Raw genomic sequence first — 16369 nt, forward strand, 5'->3', positions numbered from 1 at the left:
ACTGTCGAGTAACTATGGACTCTGTCATAGTATTGAGTCAAGCGGGTCCGACCGGTGGAGCGGAGGCGGAGTTGGGACGACGGCCAGGGCAGAGCCGGCAGCGCATGCTCGACAGCGCGATCGCGCTGTTGCGCGAACGCGGTGCCTCGGGGGTGAGCATCGACGCCGTCCTCGCGCACAGCGGCGCGCCGCGCGGCTCGGTGTACCACCACTTCCCCGGCGGCCGGAACGAGCTGATCACCGGCGCGGTCGGCCAGGCGGGCGAGTTCATCGGCGGGCTGATCGACCAGGCCACCGCCGACGGCGATCCCCGCGCCGCGCTCGGCGGGTTCGTCGCGTTCTGGAAGCAGTCACTGCTGCGCAGCGACTACCGGGCGGGCTGCCCGGTCGTGGCGCTCGCCGTCGACAACCGCGAGGACCTGCCGGAGGCGGCCGAACTGGTCCGGGAGATCTTCGCCCGCTGGCACGGAAAACTGCGCGACCTGCTCGTCGGCGGCGGGATCCCCGCCGACCGGGCGCACCGCCTCGCCACCCTCGCCGTCGCCGCGATCGAGGGCGCGGTGATCCTGTGCCGCGCGGAACGCGACAGCGCCCCGCTCGACGACGTCGTCACCGAGATCGCCCCGCTCTTCGGCTCCTGACATCGCACGAGGTCATGCGCCCCAATGTGGCGTTCGGTGCGTCCAACGCACCGAACGCCACATTGGGTGCGTGGAACGCACCCAATGCCACATTGGGGCGTTTGGAGCCCGGGAGAGGCTAGGAAGAGATGCCCGCGAGGAAGCGTTCGACGAGCAGGGCGATGTCGTCGGCGGTGCGGTCCGGGCTCGCGCTCGGCTGCATGATGTGGCTCAGCACGGTGCGCACGACGGTGTCGATGGCCACGTCCAGCTCACGGGCGGGCAGTGCCGGTGCCGTCGCCTCGACATGCTTGCGCAGCACGGTTTTCGCGGTTTCGATCAACGTCGCGGACTGGGTGGTCAGCAGCGGCAGGAGATCGTGGCCCGCGCCGTGCGAGGCGCTGACGATCGCGTGCAGCAACGGGGTCTTCGTGGCCAGCACGAGCACGTTGTGACACGCCCGCCGCACCGCGTTCACCAGATCTTCGGGGTAGGCCTCGAACGCGGCGTCCACCGCCGTCAGGAAGTTCTGCAGTTCCGCCAGCACGATCGCCTCGGCCAGCTGCCGCTTGCCGCCGATCTCGTTGTAGACGGTCTGCCTGCTCACCCCGGCCAGCTCGGCGAGCTTGCCCATGGTGACCGAGGACCAGCCGCTCTCCACGGTGGCCCTGGCCGCGGCGGCGACGATCCGGCCGCGCAGCGTCAGTTCCCGGTCCCGCGAGGACGGCGGCGCGACTGTCATGTCCGCGATGCTAGCCAATCTTCCGCCCCAGTGCGGCGAAGGTGAGAGCCTCCTCCCACGCGCCGCGTTCGGCGACCCGCCGCCGGTACTTCATGATCTCGCGGGGCCGGTCGACGGTCAGCGCGCCCACCAGCCGGTCACCCCGGCGGTACAGCGCGGCGAATCCCGCGACCGCGCGGGAAACCACGCGGACCTCGTCGGCCCGCGGGGTCCCCACGAACTGGAGCCGGTGCCCGTAAGTGTCCGACCAGAAGTAGGGCACCGGCTCCAGCGCGACGGCCGACGCGGGATCGAGCGCGTGGCGCGCCGCCGCCGCTCCCTGTTCGGCGGCGTTCGTCCAGTGCTCGAGCCGCATCAGCTCGCCGTCGAACAGCGGGCTGGCCGCGTGCGCCACGTCGCCCGCCGCGTAGACCCCCGGCACGTTCGTGGCCAGCCGCTCGTCGCAGACCACCCCGCCGTCGGCGCCGTGCAGCAGCACCCCGCTGTCGCGCAGCCAGCCCGTCGCGGGCGCCACCCCGATACCGACCACGACCAGATCGGCGGCGATCTCGTCGCCGTCGTCCAGCCCGACGCCGATGACCCGGCCGTGGTGCGAGGCGATCGCGGTGACCCGGGTGCCGAGCCGCAGATCGGTGCCGTTCTCGCGGTGCAGCTCGGCGCAGACCTCGCCGGCGTCGCGGCCGACCGAGCGGATCAGCGGCAGCTCCAGCGCCTCCACGACGGTGACCGGCAGCCCGCGCTTGCGTGCCGCCGACGCCACCTCCGACCCGATGAATCCCGCGCCGATCACCACCGTGCGGGCACCGGCGTCCAGCGCGGCCCGGATCGCCCGCGCGTCCTCGACCGTCCGCAGCTGGTGCACACCCAGAATCCCTTGTCCCATCGGGAAAGGATGCGGTGCGGCGCCGGTGGCGACCACCACCGCGTCGTAGGGCACCGGGCGCCCGTCGACGACCACCTCGCGCTCGGCGGTGTCGAGCGCCTGCGCCGGGGCACCGAGGCACAGCCGGACGTCCCAGTCCTCGCGCAGCTCGTCCGCGGACCGGAACGGCGTCACGACCCCGTCGTGCCCCGTGCCGAGGAAGGACTTGGACAGCGGCGGCCGGTCGTAGGGCAGGTGTTCCTCGGCACCGATCAACGTGACCGGGCCGGTGAACCCGCTGCGCCGGGCACTCTCGACCGCGCGAAGTCCCGCGAGCGAGGCGCCGACGACCACGAGGCTTTCCACGGCTTCAGCCCTTCAACGTCAACGCGAGCACCGGGCACGCGTCGACGGCGGCGGTCAGCTCCCGGCGATGCTCCTCGCCGGGGTTCTCGTCGAGGACGACCATCTCGCCGTCGTCCTGGACCTCGAAGAACTCGTGCGCCATCGCCTCGCACATACCGAGGCCCTCGCATTTCGTACGGTCCACCACGATGTTCATTTCAGCTCCTTGATTCCTGTGCGGTGGCTTGGAAATCGACCTTCTCCCGTACCCCGCAGTCCGGGCAGCACCAGTCGTCCGGGACCTCGCCCCAGGCGGTGCCGGGCGGGAAACCTTCCCGCGGATCACCGGCGGCTTCGTCGTAGACGTACTCGCAACCGGGGCAGACGAACCGGCTCACGACACAGTCCCCGCATACCGCGCGAGCACCTTGCCGCGCTTGCCGGGCTGGATGTTCGCCCGCGAGATGTCGCCGCCGAAATGGGTGAGCACGCGGCGGTCCATCACCCGGCGCCACACCGGCGGCACCAGCGCGAGCACGATCATCCCGGCGTACCCGGTGGGCAGCACCGGCGACTCCTCGAAGTCACGCAGGGTCTGGTAGCGGCGGGTCGGGTTCGCATGGTGGTCGCTGTGCCGCTGCAGGTGATAGAGCAGCACGTTGGTCGCGATGTTGTTGGAGTTCCAGCTGTGGCTGGGATCGACGCGCTCGTAGCGGCCCGTGCCGTCCGGCCCGGTGCGCTGGCGCAGCATCCCGTAGTGCTCCATGTAGTTCACGACCTCCAGCAGCGAGAAGCCGACCACGGCCTGGATGATCAGGAACGGCAGGACGCCGACGCCGAAGGCGATGATCATCGCCGCCCACAGCACCGCCGACATCAGCCACGCGTTGAGCACGTCGTTGCCGAGCCGGAACGGGTGCTGGTTCCGGCGCGCGTACCGCTTCTTCTCCAGGTTCCAGGCGCTCTTGAGCGAACCCCACACGGTCCGCGGCCAGAACCGGTAGAAGCTCTCGCCGACGCGGCTGCTCGCCGGGTCCTCCGGCGTGGCGACGCGGACGTGGTGCCCGCGGTTGTGCTCGATGTAGAAGTGCCCGTAGAAGCTCTGCGCGAGGGCCACCTTGGACAGCCAGCGCTCGTGGCTTTCCTTCTTGTGCCCCAGTTCGTGCGCGGTGTTGATGCCGATGCCGCCGACGCAGCCGATCGAGACGGCGAGGCCGATCTTGTCCACAAGGGACAGATCACCCTTCGCGATGAACCAGAACGCGCCGACGAACCCGATGTACTGGATCGGCAGGTAGAGGTAGGTGATCCAGCGGTAGTACCTGTCGTTCTCCAGCGCCTCGATGACGTCGTCCGGCGGGTTGGACCGGTCCAGGCCCGCGATGAGGTCGATGGCCGGGACGATCACCAGGATGACCACCGGGCCGATCCAGAGCCAGCCGCCCCAGCCGGTGAACTCCCGCATCCCCACCGCGAGGAACGCGAGCGAGGGCACCACCAGGCCGATCAGCCAGAGGTACCGCTTCTTGTCCTTCCACTGCCCGGTCGATCCCTCGGGGATCGTGCCGGTGTCCTCGGCTGCGACGGCCACTGCGTCCTCCTCGACGAGCGTGCTTTTACAACACCATAGATTTTGTACAGAGGATTTGACAAGTGGAAGCCAGTTGTAAAGTTCTGACGGCGTGTCAGATCGCCCAATGATGTCCGGGAGACTCCGTACGTGAATGCCACATTGAGGGACTCTGAGTCCCTCAATGTGGCATTCACGGACCATCAGGCCAGGCCCGCATAATGGGGGTCACCGAGCCGAACCGAGGAGCGCCGTGCCCGAGAAGCTGACCGTGGATCTCCACCCGTACTTCCGCAGCGACCGGGACCTCGACGCCGCCGTCCGCCGCACGATCTTCCGCGCGGCGAAGGACCAGGTGAAACTCGTCGAGTTCATCCCGGGCAAGGGATCGGGCAAGCTCCGCAAACGGGTGCTGGCGATGCTCAACCAGCCGCACCTCAAGAAGCTCTACCGGAGCGTGGAGGCCGACACGACGAACGAGGGCCGGGTGCTGGTCCGGTTCTGAACCGGACCAGCACCCGGCCCTCGGAGCCCGGGACTCAGGCGGTGAGCCGCCGCTTCTCCTGGCGCAGCCAGCCGTCGATCCACCAGCCCAGCTCGACCAGCACGATCCCCACCGCCGCGCAGGCCAGCCCGGACAGCGTGTACCCGAGGTTGCTCGGGTCCAGCAGGAAGATCTTCCGGCTCAGCGGCAGCAGGAACATCAGCGCGGAGATGCCGATCATCGCGACGATCAGCGCGAGCCGCCACCAGGTGTAGGGCCGCGCGATGATCGCCAGCACCCACAGCGCGATGGCCATCAGCGTGATCAGCGCGGTGGTGCTGGCCTGGACCTGGGCGGCCTCCCCCGCGTTGGCTCCCGGGTGGACGAGCAGGTAGGACACGAACGAGGACACCGCGATCACGACCCCGGCCGGCACGGCCATCCGCATCACCCGGCCCACGAACCCGCCGCGGGCGCGGTCGTTGTTGGGCGCGAGCGAAAGCACGAACGCGGGCAGGCCGATGGTGAACCAGCCGACGATGGTGACGTGCCGGGGCAGGAACGGGTAGGGCAGCGCGTCGAACCCGATCAGGCCGGGGATCCCGACCATGAGGGCGAGCAGCACCGAGTAGACGGTCTTGGTGAGGAACAGGTTGGCGACCCGTTCGATGTTGCCGATCACCCGCCTGCCTTCGCCCACCACGTGCGGGAGCGTGGCGAAGGCGTTGTCCAGCAACACGATCTGGCCCACCGACCGGGTGGCCGGGCTGCCCGCGCCCATCGCGACGCCGATGTCGGAGTCCTTGAGCGCGAGGACGTCGTTGACGCCGTCGCCGGTCATCGCGACGGTGTGCCCGCGCGACTGGAGCGCCTTGACCATGGCCCGCTTCTGGGCAGGGGTGACGCGCCCGAACACCGAGCCGTTCTCGACGATGTCGGCCAGCTTCTCCGGATCGTCGGGCAGGGTGCGGGCGTCGACTGGCGCGTCGGCGCCGGGCAGGTCCAGCGAACGGGCGACCGCGCCGACCGAGACGGCGTTGTCGCCGGAGATCACCTTCACCGCGACGCCCTGGCTCGCGAAGTAGTCCAGGGTCGCCCGCGCGTCCCCCCGGATCTTCTGCTCCAGCACCACCAGCGCGACGGGCGTGACCTGGCCGGGCGCGTCCTCGGCGTCGACCGCGTTCCCGGCGCGGCCGAGCAGCAGCACCCGCAGGCCCTTCGCGCCGGTTTCCTCGGCCTCGGCCCGTTCGGGCGCGTCCGCGGGCAGCAGGACGTCGGGCGCGCCGAGCACCCAGTTGCCGTGTTCGCCGAAGCTCGCGCCACTCCACTTCCGCGCCGAGGAGAACGGCGCGACGGCGGTGTGCCGCCAGCCCGGATCGTCCGGATGCGCCTCCGCGATGGCCTGCAGGCTGGCGTTCGGACGGGGGTCGGCCACCGCGAGCGCCGCGAGCACGACACCGGGGTCGGTGTCACCGGCACCGCTCAGCGGGCGTACCTCGGTCAGCCGCATCGCGTTCTCGGTGAGCGTGCCGGTCTTGTCCGCGCACACCACGTCGACCCTGGCCAGGCCCTCGATCGCGGGCAGCTCGTTGACCAGGCACTGCCGCCGCCCCAGCCGGACGACGCCGACCGCGAACGCGATCGAGGTCAGCAGGATCAGCCCCTCGGGCACCATCGGCACCAGCGCCGCGACCATGCCGCGCAACGCGTCGGGCAGCGCCTGGTCGCCGGAGAGCTGGTTGTAGATCGACAGCGCGCCCGCCGGGACCAGCAGGTAGGTGATGACCTTCAGGATCGTGTTGATGCCGTTGCGCAGCTCGGAGTTGACGAGGGTGAAGCGCCCGGCCTCCTCGGCGAGCTTCGCCGCGTAGGCCTCCTTGCCGACCTTCGTCGCCCGGTACGCCCCGCTGCCCGCCACCACGAAGCTGCCGGACATCACCGGGTCGCCCGGCGTCTTGACGATCAGGTCGGACTCGCCGGTGAGCAGCGATTCGTCGACCTCCATCGCCTCGGCCTCGAGAACCTCGCCGTCCACGACGATCTGGTCGCCGGGGCCGATCTCGATGACGTCGTCGGCGACGACCTCGTTCGGCGCGATCTCGGCGGTCTTCCCGTCGCGGCGCACCCTCGGCCGGACCTGGCCGACGATCGCGAGCTTGTCCAGGGTGCGCTTGGCACGCAGCTCCTGGATGATGCCGATGACGCTGTTGGCCACGATCAGCCCGGCGAACAGGCCGTCGAGCAGGTACCCGGTCGAAAAGATGATCACCGCGAGCACCGCGAAGATCGCGTTGATCCGGGTGAACACGTTGGACCGGACGACGTCCCAGGTGCTGCGGCTGGCCCGCGAGGGAACATCGTTGGTCCGGCCGTTGGCGACCCGCTCGGCCACCTCGGCCGCGGTCAGTCCTCGCTCGACGTCCTGCATCAGCAGCCGCTCATCCCCTGACATGATCCCGACCTTACGCACATTCCGGGCAACACGGTCCACCGAGTCCCCCGGTCGCCGCGGTCAGGCGCCACCGTCCCACACCAGGGTGAACAGTTCGCGACCGGAAGAACCCAGATCGGGTGGGACGTCCGGGTCGTGGCCCAGGTCGAGCAGGACCCGCCGGACCTCGCCGGCCGCCGAGGGCGGCAGGCAGAGCCGCCGCCGCGTCACCTCGACCAGATCGGGGAACGCGGCGTGCTCCGGTTCGGGCGGACGGCGCCAGCGGCTGACGACCGGCTCGACGCCGAGTTCGCGCAGCGCCGCCACGCAGTCCCCGGCGGTGGGCCCGGCCGGACGGGTGACGCCGTGGAAGTGCGTCCACAGTGGATTCAACGCGGTGAGCGGGTGCCGGGCCGCGAGCTCGGCGACCACCCGGCGGCGGGCACGGGCGGTCAGCGCCGTCACGAACGGTCCGAGATCGGCCACGTTGTAGAGGACGTTGCCGCACACGACGACGTCGGCGACCCCGGTTTCCGGCGCGACCTCGGGCCAGCGCCCGGCGATCGTGGTGACGGGCACCCCGGCCGCCGCGGCGTCGCGGGCGAAGGTCCCCAGCAGGTCGGTGTCGCCGTCGACCGCGGTGATCCCGGTGACCCGGCCCGCGGCCACGAGCGGGAGGCTGGTCGCGCCCGCCGCGGCCCCCACGTCCAGCACGGTCCCCGGTTCCGCCAGCGCGGCCAGCGCCTCCCGGTAGGTCGCGCCGACCGGCGCGGCGACCTGCTCGCGCGCCCGGCGGCGGAACACCTCGCGGGGCAGCACCCAGGGCGTTTCCCCGGCTCCGGCCAGGATTTCCGGCGGGATCGCCCACGCGGCCAGCGCCGCCGCCCATTCCTCGATCGCGCTCATCGCCGGCCATTCTCGTCGCGTCGGCCCGCCGTCCACCAGCTGGACACGCTCCGTAGGGAGTCGGATTCCGCTGGTAGTATTCGATCACGATGAGGACGCGACCGGTCACCCCGCGCCGATCCGGCCCGGCGCGAAGCCGTGCTCTCGTGGTCACGGCGGCGTTCCTGGTCCTGCTCGGCTACCTCGGGCTCCACGTCTCCCTGTGCTGCCTCGCCGGCGCGGGCTCCCCTGCCGTCGCGACCGCCACCCTCACCGGCCACGATTCCGACGAGCACACCGGCGACTGTCCGGACGAACACGGGCCGCACACCCACGGGCACGGCGACGTCGTCTGCGCGCCGCCCCGCGCGGACGACGGCGGCGCGCTGGCCGCCGTACCCGCGGTGCTGCCCACGGATTTCGTGCTGCGCCGGCCACTTTCCCGGATCCCGGCCCGGCGCGGGCCGCCCCGGTGGAGCACACCCGGCCGGGCGAAGCTGATCGACCTCTGTATCGCGCGGACCTGAGCGGGCCGCGCCCGTTTCCCACCTGTCCTTCCCCCGCCTCCGGCGTGGGGCGGGGGAAGGCGTGCCGGAAACGGGCCCCGCGACTCCCTTTCCGCCCGTGCCCAGGCACGCGATACCGAAGGAAGCCCTGTCATGAACAGCGTCGTCTCCGCGCCCGTCGCGGCACCGTCCGCCCCCGCGCGGCTGCTCACCAGCGCCGTCAGCTGCCACTCCCCCGCCACCGCCGTCGGCAACACGCCGGTGCTGTGGATCGGCGAACCACTCGCGCCAGCCGGGCGCGGTTTCTGGGCGAAACTCGAAGGCCACAACCCCGGCGGTATGAAGGACCGGCCCGCCCTGCACATGGTTCGGCGGGCGCGGGAGCGGGGCGACCTCGCGCCCGGCGCGCGCATCGTCGAATCCACCAGCGGCACGCTCGGACTCGGCCTCGCGCTGGCGGGCATCGTGCACCGGCACCCCGTCACACTGGTCACCGATCCCGGTATGGAGCCGATCGTGCGGCGGCTGCTGACCGCGCACGGCGCCGAGGTCGATCTCGTCGCCGAGCCGCACGCGACCGGTGGCTGGCAGCAGGCGCGCCGCGACCGGGTGCGGGCGGTGCTGGCGGCGCACCCCGGTTCGTGGAGCCCCGACCAGTACCACAACCCGGACAACGTCGAGGCGTACGCGTCGCTGGCGATGGAACTGCTCGCGCAGCTCGGACGCGTCGACGTGCTCGTGTGCTCGGTCGGCACGGGCGGGCACTCGGCCGGGATCGTGCGCGTGCTCAAGGAGTTCAACCCACATCTGCGGCTGGTCGGCGTCGACACGATCGGTTCCACGATCTTCGGCCAGCCCGCCCGCGCGCGGCTGATGCGGGGGCTGGGTTCGAGCATCTTCCCCCGCAACGTCGACTATCCCGCCTTCGACGAGGTGCACTGGGTCGCGCCCGGCGAGGCGGTGGCGACCTGTCGCGCGCTCGCCGCCACACACCACGCCACCGGCGGCTGGAGCGTCGGCGCCGTCGCGCTGGTCGCGGGCTGGCTGGCGCGGACGGAGGATCCGCACGTCCGGATCGCCGCGGTGTTCCCCGACGGACCGCACCGCTACTTCGACACCGTCTACAACGACGCGTACTGCGCCGAGCACGGCCTGCTCGACGTCCGACCCGCCGAACACCCCGACACGGTCGCGCACACCGGTGAACGCGAGGTCACCCGGTGGACGCGCTGCGCGAAGGTCGCCGCACCGGCGGGGGCGGCCCGATGAAACCGCTGACCGAGTTCCGCTCGTTCGACCGGCCGAGCCGCCTGTTGATGGTCAACCAGTTCACCATCAACGTCGGCTTCTACATGCTCATGCCCTATCTCGCCGGGTACCTCGCGGGGCCGCTCGGCCTCGCGGGCTGGGCGATCGGGCTGGTGCTGGGCGTCCGCAACTTCTCGCAGCAGGGCATGTTCCTGCTCGGCGGCACGCTGGCCGACCGGTTCGGGTACAAGCCGCTGATCGTCGCGGGTTGTGTGCTGCGCACGGGCGGATTCCTCCTGCTCGGCCTCGTCGACACGCTCCCGGCGCTGATCGCCGCCTCGGCCGCGACCGGGTTCGCCGGCGCGCTGTTCAACCCCGCGGTCCGCGCCTACCTCGCCGCCGACGCGGGTTCGCGCCGCGTCGAGGCCTTCGCGCTGTTCAACGTGTTCTACCAGGGCGGCATCCTGCTCGGCCCGCTCGTCGGGCTGGCACTGACCGCGTTCGACTTCCGGCTGACCTGCCTGGCCGCGGCGGCGGTGTTCGCCGCGCTGACCGTGCTCCAGATCCGGGCGCTGCCCGCCCGCGCCATTCGGTCGCCGGCGGAGGAACGCCGGTCGGTCCTGCACGACTGGCGGACCGTACTGACCAACCGCCCGTTCCTGCTCTTCGCGCTGGTGATGGTCGGCTCGAACGTGCTGACCTTCCAGGTCTACCTCGCGCTTCCCTTGCAGGCCAAGGCGATCACCGGTTCCGGCACGGCTCTCGTGACCGCGCTGTTCGTGGTGTCCGGCGCGATCGCGATCGCCGGGCAGCTCCGCGTCACCGCGTGGTTCCGGCGCCGCTGGGCACCCGGCCGCTGCCTGGTTGTCGGGACGACTCTGCTCTCCGCCGCGTTCGTGCCCCCGTTGCTGGCCGCGGGCCGGACAGGTCCCGGCTGGGAGGCGGCCGCGCTGCTGCTGGCCGCCGCGCTGCTCGCGCTCGGCACGGCGGCGATCTTCCCGTTCGAGATGGACACCATCGTCGGGCTCTCCGGCGAACGCCTGGTGGCCACCCACTACGGCTTCTACAACACCGTCGTCGGCATCGGGATCATGCTCGGGAACCTGTTCACCGGCAGCGTTTTCGACCTCGCCCGCGCGGCCGGCTACCCGTGGCTGCCGTGGGCCGGGCTCGTCGTGGTCGGCGTGCTGTGCGGCGCGGGCTTGTTCGCGCTGGACCACCGTCGCGTCCTGACCCCGGTTCCCTGATCATCCCGGTCCGTGAATGCCGCATTGAGGGACTCGGAGTCCCTCAATGCGGCATTCACGGACCATCGCGGAACCGGCTTCTCGACACCGCCGGGCCGTGAGAGCTCCTTCGGGACCTGTTCGTTTGGGTGCGTACTTCGTCGGAGTGGCGAGGCGTCCGAGGGACGCCCTGGGTGCGCTGGATGCACCAAGGGCGTCCCTCGCTGCGTTGGACGCACCGAAGGCGTCCCTCGGCACCCGGCCCGCCCGGGAAAGCCGCGCGCATCGGTTGCCTGCACCGAACGCCACATTGGGTGCGTCCGGCGGCGTCGGCGGCCAAAACGTTATACGAGGTAGCTTACGCTGTATGCTAACGTGACGCGGACCACGACGGGCAGGGCGGCCGGAAGGAGCGCGGTGGCCGGGCAGCGCACCCCACGGGGCACCCTCAGCCGGGACAAGATCGTCGCGGCCGCCGTCGAGGTGCTCGACCGGGACGGGTTCGACGGCGTCACCATGCGCTCGGTGGCGAACGTCCTCGACGTCAACGCGATGTCGTTGTACCGGCACTTCCACGCCAAGGAGGATCTCCTCGTCGCGGTCGTCGACGAGCTGCTGGGCGGCCTGCCGCTCCCGCCGCCGGACACTCCGCCGGTCGAGGCGGTCAAGGAGATCGCGCGGGCGCAGTTCGCCCTGCTGCTGCGGTATCCCGGGCTGCACCTGGTGGACACCGGCACCGATCTGGGGCCGGGCGAGCTGCGGGTGAGCGAGCGGCTCTACGCCGCGCTGTTCCAGTCCGGAATGGACATTCCGGACGTGATCGTCCTCCAAGCTGTGCTCCAGCGCTTCGTCGTCGGCTGTGCCTTCCGCCATCCCGCCCGGCGCGACTGGGACCACGACGTCGTCTACTGGAACGAACTCCGCGCCTCGCTGGCGAAACTCCCCGCCGAGCGGTACCCGACGCTCCGGAAGCTCGGCGCCGGTCTCGCCGACGCGCGGCGCACCCAGGAGGACGTCTTCGAGGAGGGGCTCGACACCGTCCTCGCCCCGCTGGCCGCACGGACGAGGAGGCGACGACCGTGACCGCACCGCCGCGACCGAGCCTGGGCCGGGTCGTCGACGACCTCGGCAGCACCCTGCTGCGCGTGGTCGCCGGGCCCGCCGATCCCGACCCGCAGGTCGGCTCGGTGTCGATCTACGACCCGGCCGACGGCGTCACGGTCGCGCCGGGCGGGATCCTGCTCGGCGTCGGGGTCACCGACATCGCGACCGTCGCCGCGCTGCTGGCCGAGCTCGCCCGGTGCGGGGGCGCGGCGCTGGTGCTCAAGACCCCGGCCCCGCTGGACGACGGGATCCGCGCAGCCGCGGTGCGCGGCGGCGTCCGCGTGCTCGAGGTGAGCCGCGCGGCGTCGTGGGAACAGCTCGTCGTGCTGCTGCGGACGCTGCTGGACCCGCCGGAGTTCGGCGACGCGAGCGAGGAGATCGCCGGGTACCCGGCGGGCGATCTGTTCCAGCTGGCCAACGCGGTGGGCGCGCTGGTGGACGCGGCGGTCACCATCGAGGACCGCTCGGCACGGGTGCTCGCGTTCTCCACCGGTCAGGAGAACACCGACGAGGGCCGCGTCCAGACCGTCCTCGGCCGCCAGGTTCCCGAGCAGCACCAGCGCACCCTGACCGAGATGGGGATCTTCCAGCGGCTCTACCGCAGCAGGGAGCCGGTGTTCATCCCGGCGATCGCCGACAGTTTCCTGCCCCGCATGGCGATCGCGGTCCGCGCCGGGGACGAGGTGCTCGGCTTCCTGTGGGCGGTCGTGTCCGAGCCGATGCCCGAACACCGCAGGCGGGCCTTCGCCGACGCGACCAAGATCGTCGCGCTGCACCTGCTCCGGCAGCGCGCGGGCGCCTCGGTCGACGCCCGGCTGCGCGCCGAGCTCGTGGCCCGGCTGTTCGACCGGGCGGGCGATCCCGCCGAGGCCGCCCGGCGGCTCGGGGTGCGGGACAAGCCGGTGTGCGTCCTCGGCCTCGAACTCACCGGCGCCGAGGACGACGAGGTCCGGCGGGCGGCGGAGGTCCGGCGGGTCGCCGACGCGCTCGCGCTGCATCTGAGCGCGCTGCACCGCTCCGCCGCGGCGACGACGCTCGGCGACGTCGTCTACGGCCTGCTGCCGGTGTCCGGGCAGGCCGACGGCGAGGCGATGGCGGCGCGCGTCGCCGAGGACTTCCTGGAGCGGATGGGAAGCCGGGTCGCGCTGCGCGTCGGGATCGGCCGGGTGGCCTGCACGCCCGAGGGCATCGTCGGCTCCCGCGCGGACGTCGACGTCGTGCTCCGGGTCCTGCGCGAGACCGGCCGCGCCGAACGCTGCGCCACGGTCGCTTCCGTGCGGCTGGACCTGTTGTTGTTGCGCCTGGCGGAAATCACGGACCTCGGCGAGGAGAACGACGACGGCGGGACCGTCACCAGCCTGCTGGCCTACGACGCCGAGCACCGCTCGGACCTCACCGGCACCCTCGCCGCCTACCTCGAGGCCTTCGGCGACATCGCGAAGGCGTCCGCCGCGGTGCACATCCACCCCAACACGTTCCGGTACCGGCTCAACCGCCTGTGCGAGATCAGCGGGCTCGACCTCACCGACGCCGACGCCCGCTTCGAGGCACTCATCGATCTGCGGCTGCACCGCCTGCGCCACGCGTCCGCGTGACCGACGGGGAGTCGTTCCCCAGCCCGAAAAACCCGGCCGGAGTTCGTGCTTCGGCACAGTCGTGCGCCGGGCGGCGCGCCGTAGGCTGCGAAGACGATCAGTGCTTACGCCGCGAAGGAGGCTCACGGATGGCCATCGACGCCACGGCATCGACGAACGGTGCCCCGCCGTACGACGTGGTTTTCTCCCGTGCCAGGGTGATCGACCCGGAAACCGGGCTCGACGGGATCCGCGACGTCGGGGTCACCGGCGGGACGATCGCCGCGGTGTCGGAGGCCCCGCTGTCCGGGCGCCGCACCCTCGACGTCTCCGGGATGGTGCTCGCGCCCGGGTTCATCGACCTGCACAGCCATGCCCAGACGCGGACCGGGCTGCTGCTGCAGGCCATGGACGGGGTGACCACCGCGCTCGAACTGGAGGCGGGCGCCGCGTCCGTCTCGACCGCGCTCGCCGGCGCCGAACGCGACGGGCGTCCGGTCAACTACGGCTATTCCGCCTCGTGGCTGCTGTCGCGGATGATGCTGTTCGACGACGCGCCGCTGGCCGACCCGATGGCCATGTTCGGCGCGAACCACGACCGTCCACTGTGGAAACTCGCGGCGAGCGACCGGGACGTCGACCGGCTGCTCGACCACGTCGCGCAGGAGGTCCACAACGGAGGGATCGGGATCGGCGTGCTCGTCGGGTACGCACCGGGGACCGGCACCGCCGAGTACTTCGCGCTCGCCCGCGCGGCCGAGCGACTGGGCGTGCCGACCTTCACCCACACCCGCTACATCTCCACGATGGAGCCGCACACCTCGCTCGAAGGGGCGCTGGAGGTCATCGCCGCTTCGGCGGGCACGGGCGCGCACATGCACATGTGCCACGTCAACAGCACCTCGAACCGGATGATCGACGACATCGCCGGCGCGATCGCCCGCGCGCAGAGCACCGGGGTCCGGGTCACCACCGAGGCCTACCCCTACGGCTCCGGGTCGACCGTGATCGGCGCCGACTTCCTCGCCCCGGAGAAACTGCCGAGGATGGGCATCACCCCGGACCGGCTGCGGTACCTGCCAACCGGGGAGATGGTCGCGACCGCGGAGCGGCTGGCCGAGCTGCGGGCCAACGACCCCGGTGGCTCGGTGGTGCTCCAGTGGGCCGACGAGGCCCTCGAAGCCGACCGGGAACTGCTGCTGCGGTCGTTGCTGTTCCCGGACACCGCGATCGCCTCCGACGCCGTGCCCATCGTCACGCCGGGCGGCGCGACGGTGTCGGACGAGTGGCCGGTGCCCGGCGCGTCGCTGACCCATCCGCGCAGCACCGGCTGCTACGGCCGGACCTTCGGCTGGCTGGTCCGTGAGCTGGGCGTGCTTTCGCTGCCCGAAGCCGTCCACCGGTGCACGCTGGTCCCGGCGCGGATCCTGGAGGAGGCCGTGCCCGCGATGCGGCGCAAGGCCCGCGTCCAGCCGGGCGCCGACGCCGACCTGGTCGTCTTCGCTCCGGAGACGTTCGCCGAACAGGGCGACTACCTTGTCGTCGCGCCGTCCACCGGTGTCCGTCACCTGCTCGTCGGCGGACGGTTCGTCATCGACGGCGGGGAACTCGACACGGCGTCCACCGCGGGCCGCCCGATCCGAAGTGGACAGTGAGGAACGGTATGGGAACCAAGGAAGACACCATCGCCGGGATCCAGGAGGCGGCCACGCGGGCGGGGGTGCGCGTGTGGCTGCACGCGCGGCCGGTCGACGGCGGCCCCGAACTCGGGATCGGCGCCGAAGACCCCGTCGTGACCGCGTCGGTGTTCAAGATCCCGGTGGCGGTGGAGCTGGCGCGGCAGGCCGCCGCGGGGGTGGTCGATCTCGCCGGGCAGCTCACCGTGCGGCCCGGAGAGGGACCGCCATCGCCCTACGGGCTCGCCACCTTCCCGCACGAGACGACGTTGTCCTGGGACGCGCTGGCCGGCCTGATGATCAGCGTCAGCGACAACGTCGCCACCGACCTCGTGCTCGACCGGGTTACCAAGGCGTCGGTGAACGCGCTGCTGACGGAGCTGGACCTCCCGGGCACCGCGGTCACCGAGAACTGCGCCGAGCTGCTGGGCGGCATCGCCGAGGAACTCGGCATCGACTACGAGGACGACGCGCGGGTGCTGTCCGACCTGACCGCGGACCAGCTGTCCGGCCTTCGCGCGCTGGATCCCGCGCGGACCTGCCGCACCACGCCCGAGGAGACTACCCGGCTGCTCGCGATGATCTGGCGGGACGAGGCGGCCCCGGCGCCGGCCTGCGCCGACGTCCGGCGCTGGCTCGGCGGGCAGGTGTGGCCGCATCGGCTGCGGTCCGGGTTCACCGGCGACGACGTCCGCGTCTCCGGCAAGACCGGCACGCTGCCCACGGTCCGCAACGAGGTCGGCGTGGTCGAGTTCGAGGGCGGCGGCCGGTACGCGGTCGCGGTCTTCACCCGCGCCGTGGATGCGCGATCCCAGGTCCCCGCCCGGGACGCGTTCCTCGGCGTCGCCGGGGCGAAAGCCGTGGAGTGGTTGCGCGGCAACGACTCCGTGTGATCGTGCTGAAGGACGCCTTCGGTGCACTCAGTGCACTGAAGGCGTCCTTCAGCGCGCCCAACGCACTGAAAGCGTCCTTCAGCTTCTCCGGAACTCGCGTGATCGAGCGGCGAACTCGCGTGCTTGGACACGGAACTCGCGTGACTGGGCGGCGAACTCGCGTGATTGGGCGGTGTCTCCCTGGCCAAGGGGCGCGCCGGGGA

General features: G+C 71.6%; 14 protein-coding genes and 1 pseudogene. 9 read left to right on the top strand and 6 right to left on the bottom strand.

Translation table 11 applies throughout. The features are described 5' to 3' along the window. The first annotated feature begins 71 nt into the window (after positions 1-71). Positions 72-641, top strand: coding sequence for a TetR/AcrR family transcriptional regulator (locus tag ABD987_RS01665; protein WP_345386035.1), 570 nt, complete (start codon positions 72-74; stop codon positions 639-641). Between the two features lie 118 nt (positions 642-759). Here the strand turns inward: ABD987_RS01665 and ABD987_RS01670 are convergent, their stop codons facing one another. The 4 genes and pseudogenes from ABD987_RS01670 to ABD987_RS01685 form a co-directional block, all read right to left on the bottom strand. Then, positions 760-1362 (bottom strand): TetR/AcrR family transcriptional regulator, encoded by a 603-nt coding sequence (locus ABD987_RS01670; protein ID WP_345386037.1) that lies wholly within the window; start codon positions 1360-1362, stop codon positions 760-762. A 10-nt stretch (positions 1363-1372) separates the two neighbouring features. Then, a complete protein-coding gene (locus ABD987_RS01675; protein WP_345386039.1) occupies positions 1373-2590 on the bottom strand; it encodes an NAD(P)/FAD-dependent oxidoreductase in 1218 nt (405 codons plus the stop codon). A gap of 4 nt (positions 2591-2594) precedes the next feature. After that, on the bottom strand, positions 2595-2786 hold the full coding sequence (locus ABD987_RS01680) for a ferredoxin (protein WP_345386041.1): 192 nt from the start codon (positions 2784-2786) through the stop codon (positions 2595-2597). 1 nt (position 2787) lies between these two features. Continuing rightward, positions 2788-4160 (bottom strand): annotated as a pseudogene (locus ABD987_RS01685) (fatty acid desaturase). Between the two features lie 232 nt (positions 4161-4392). Between ABD987_RS01685 and ABD987_RS01690 the strand changes: the two are divergent. Continuing rightward, on the top strand, positions 4393-4644 hold the full coding sequence (locus ABD987_RS01690; RefSeq protein WP_345386043.1) for a Smr/MutS family protein: 252 nt from the start codon (positions 4393-4395) through the stop codon (positions 4642-4644). A 34-nt stretch (positions 4645-4678) separates the two neighbouring features. On the opposite strand, the gene ABD987_RS01695 is transcribed toward ABD987_RS01690, so the two are convergent. Together ABD987_RS01695 and ABD987_RS01700 are read right to left on the bottom strand one after the other, a co-directional pair. Then, positions 4679-7075, bottom strand: a complete 2397-nt coding sequence (locus ABD987_RS01695; protein ID WP_345386045.1) for a cation-translocating P-type ATPase — start codon at positions 7073-7075, stop codon at positions 4679-4681. A 60-nt stretch (positions 7076-7135) separates the two neighbouring features. Beyond that, positions 7136-7960, bottom strand: a complete 825-nt coding sequence (locus ABD987_RS01700; RefSeq protein ID WP_345386048.1) for a class I SAM-dependent methyltransferase — start codon at positions 7958-7960, stop codon at positions 7136-7138. A gap of 89 nt (positions 7961-8049) precedes the next feature. Between ABD987_RS01700 and ABD987_RS01705 the strand changes: the two genes are divergently transcribed. The 7 genes from ABD987_RS01705 (at position 8050) to ABD987_RS01735 (ending at position 16166) form a co-directional block, all read left to right on the top strand. Beyond that, positions 8050-8466, top strand: a complete 417-nt coding sequence (locus ABD987_RS01705; RefSeq protein ID WP_345386050.1) for a hypothetical protein — start codon at positions 8050-8052, stop codon at positions 8464-8466. A gap of 132 nt (positions 8467-8598) precedes the next feature. Then, positions 8599-9714, top strand: coding sequence for a PLP-dependent cysteine synthase family protein (locus ABD987_RS01710; RefSeq protein ID WP_345386052.1), 1116 nt, complete (start codon positions 8599-8601; stop codon positions 9712-9714). Continuing rightward, positions 9711-10940 (top strand): MFS transporter, encoded by a 1230-nt coding sequence (locus tag ABD987_RS01715; protein ID WP_345386791.1) that lies wholly within the window; start codon positions 9711-9713, stop codon positions 10938-10940. Before ABD987_RS01710 ends, ABD987_RS01715 begins: the two co-directional genes overlap by 4 nt. A gap of 354 nt (positions 10941-11294) precedes the next feature. Continuing rightward, on the top strand, positions 11295-12002 hold the full coding sequence (locus ABD987_RS01720) for a TetR/AcrR family transcriptional regulator (RefSeq protein WP_345386054.1): 708 nt from the start codon (positions 11295-11297) through the stop codon (positions 12000-12002). Further along, a complete protein-coding gene (locus tag ABD987_RS01725; protein ID WP_345386056.1) occupies positions 11999-13618 on the top strand; it encodes a PucR family transcriptional regulator in 1620 nt (539 codons plus the stop codon). The genes ABD987_RS01720 and ABD987_RS01725 overlap by 4 nt, the downstream gene beginning before the upstream one ends. 128 nt (positions 13619-13746) lie before the next feature. Beyond that, entirely contained in the window at positions 13747-15252 is a 1506-nt protein-coding gene (locus ABD987_RS01730; protein WP_345386058.1) for an amidohydrolase family protein, read from the top strand. Between the two features lie 8 nt (positions 15253-15260). Next, complete coding sequence (locus tag ABD987_RS01735; protein WP_345386060.1) at positions 15261-16166, top strand: serine hydrolase; 906 nt, start codon at positions 15261-15263, stop codon at positions 16164-16166. Positions 16167-16369 lie beyond the last annotated feature (203 nt).

This window comes from Amycolatopsis samaneae (assembly GCF_039541975.1).
GTDB classification, from domain to species: Bacteria; Actinomycetota; Actinomycetes; order Mycobacteriales; family Pseudonocardiaceae; genus Amycolatopsis; species Amycolatopsis samaneae.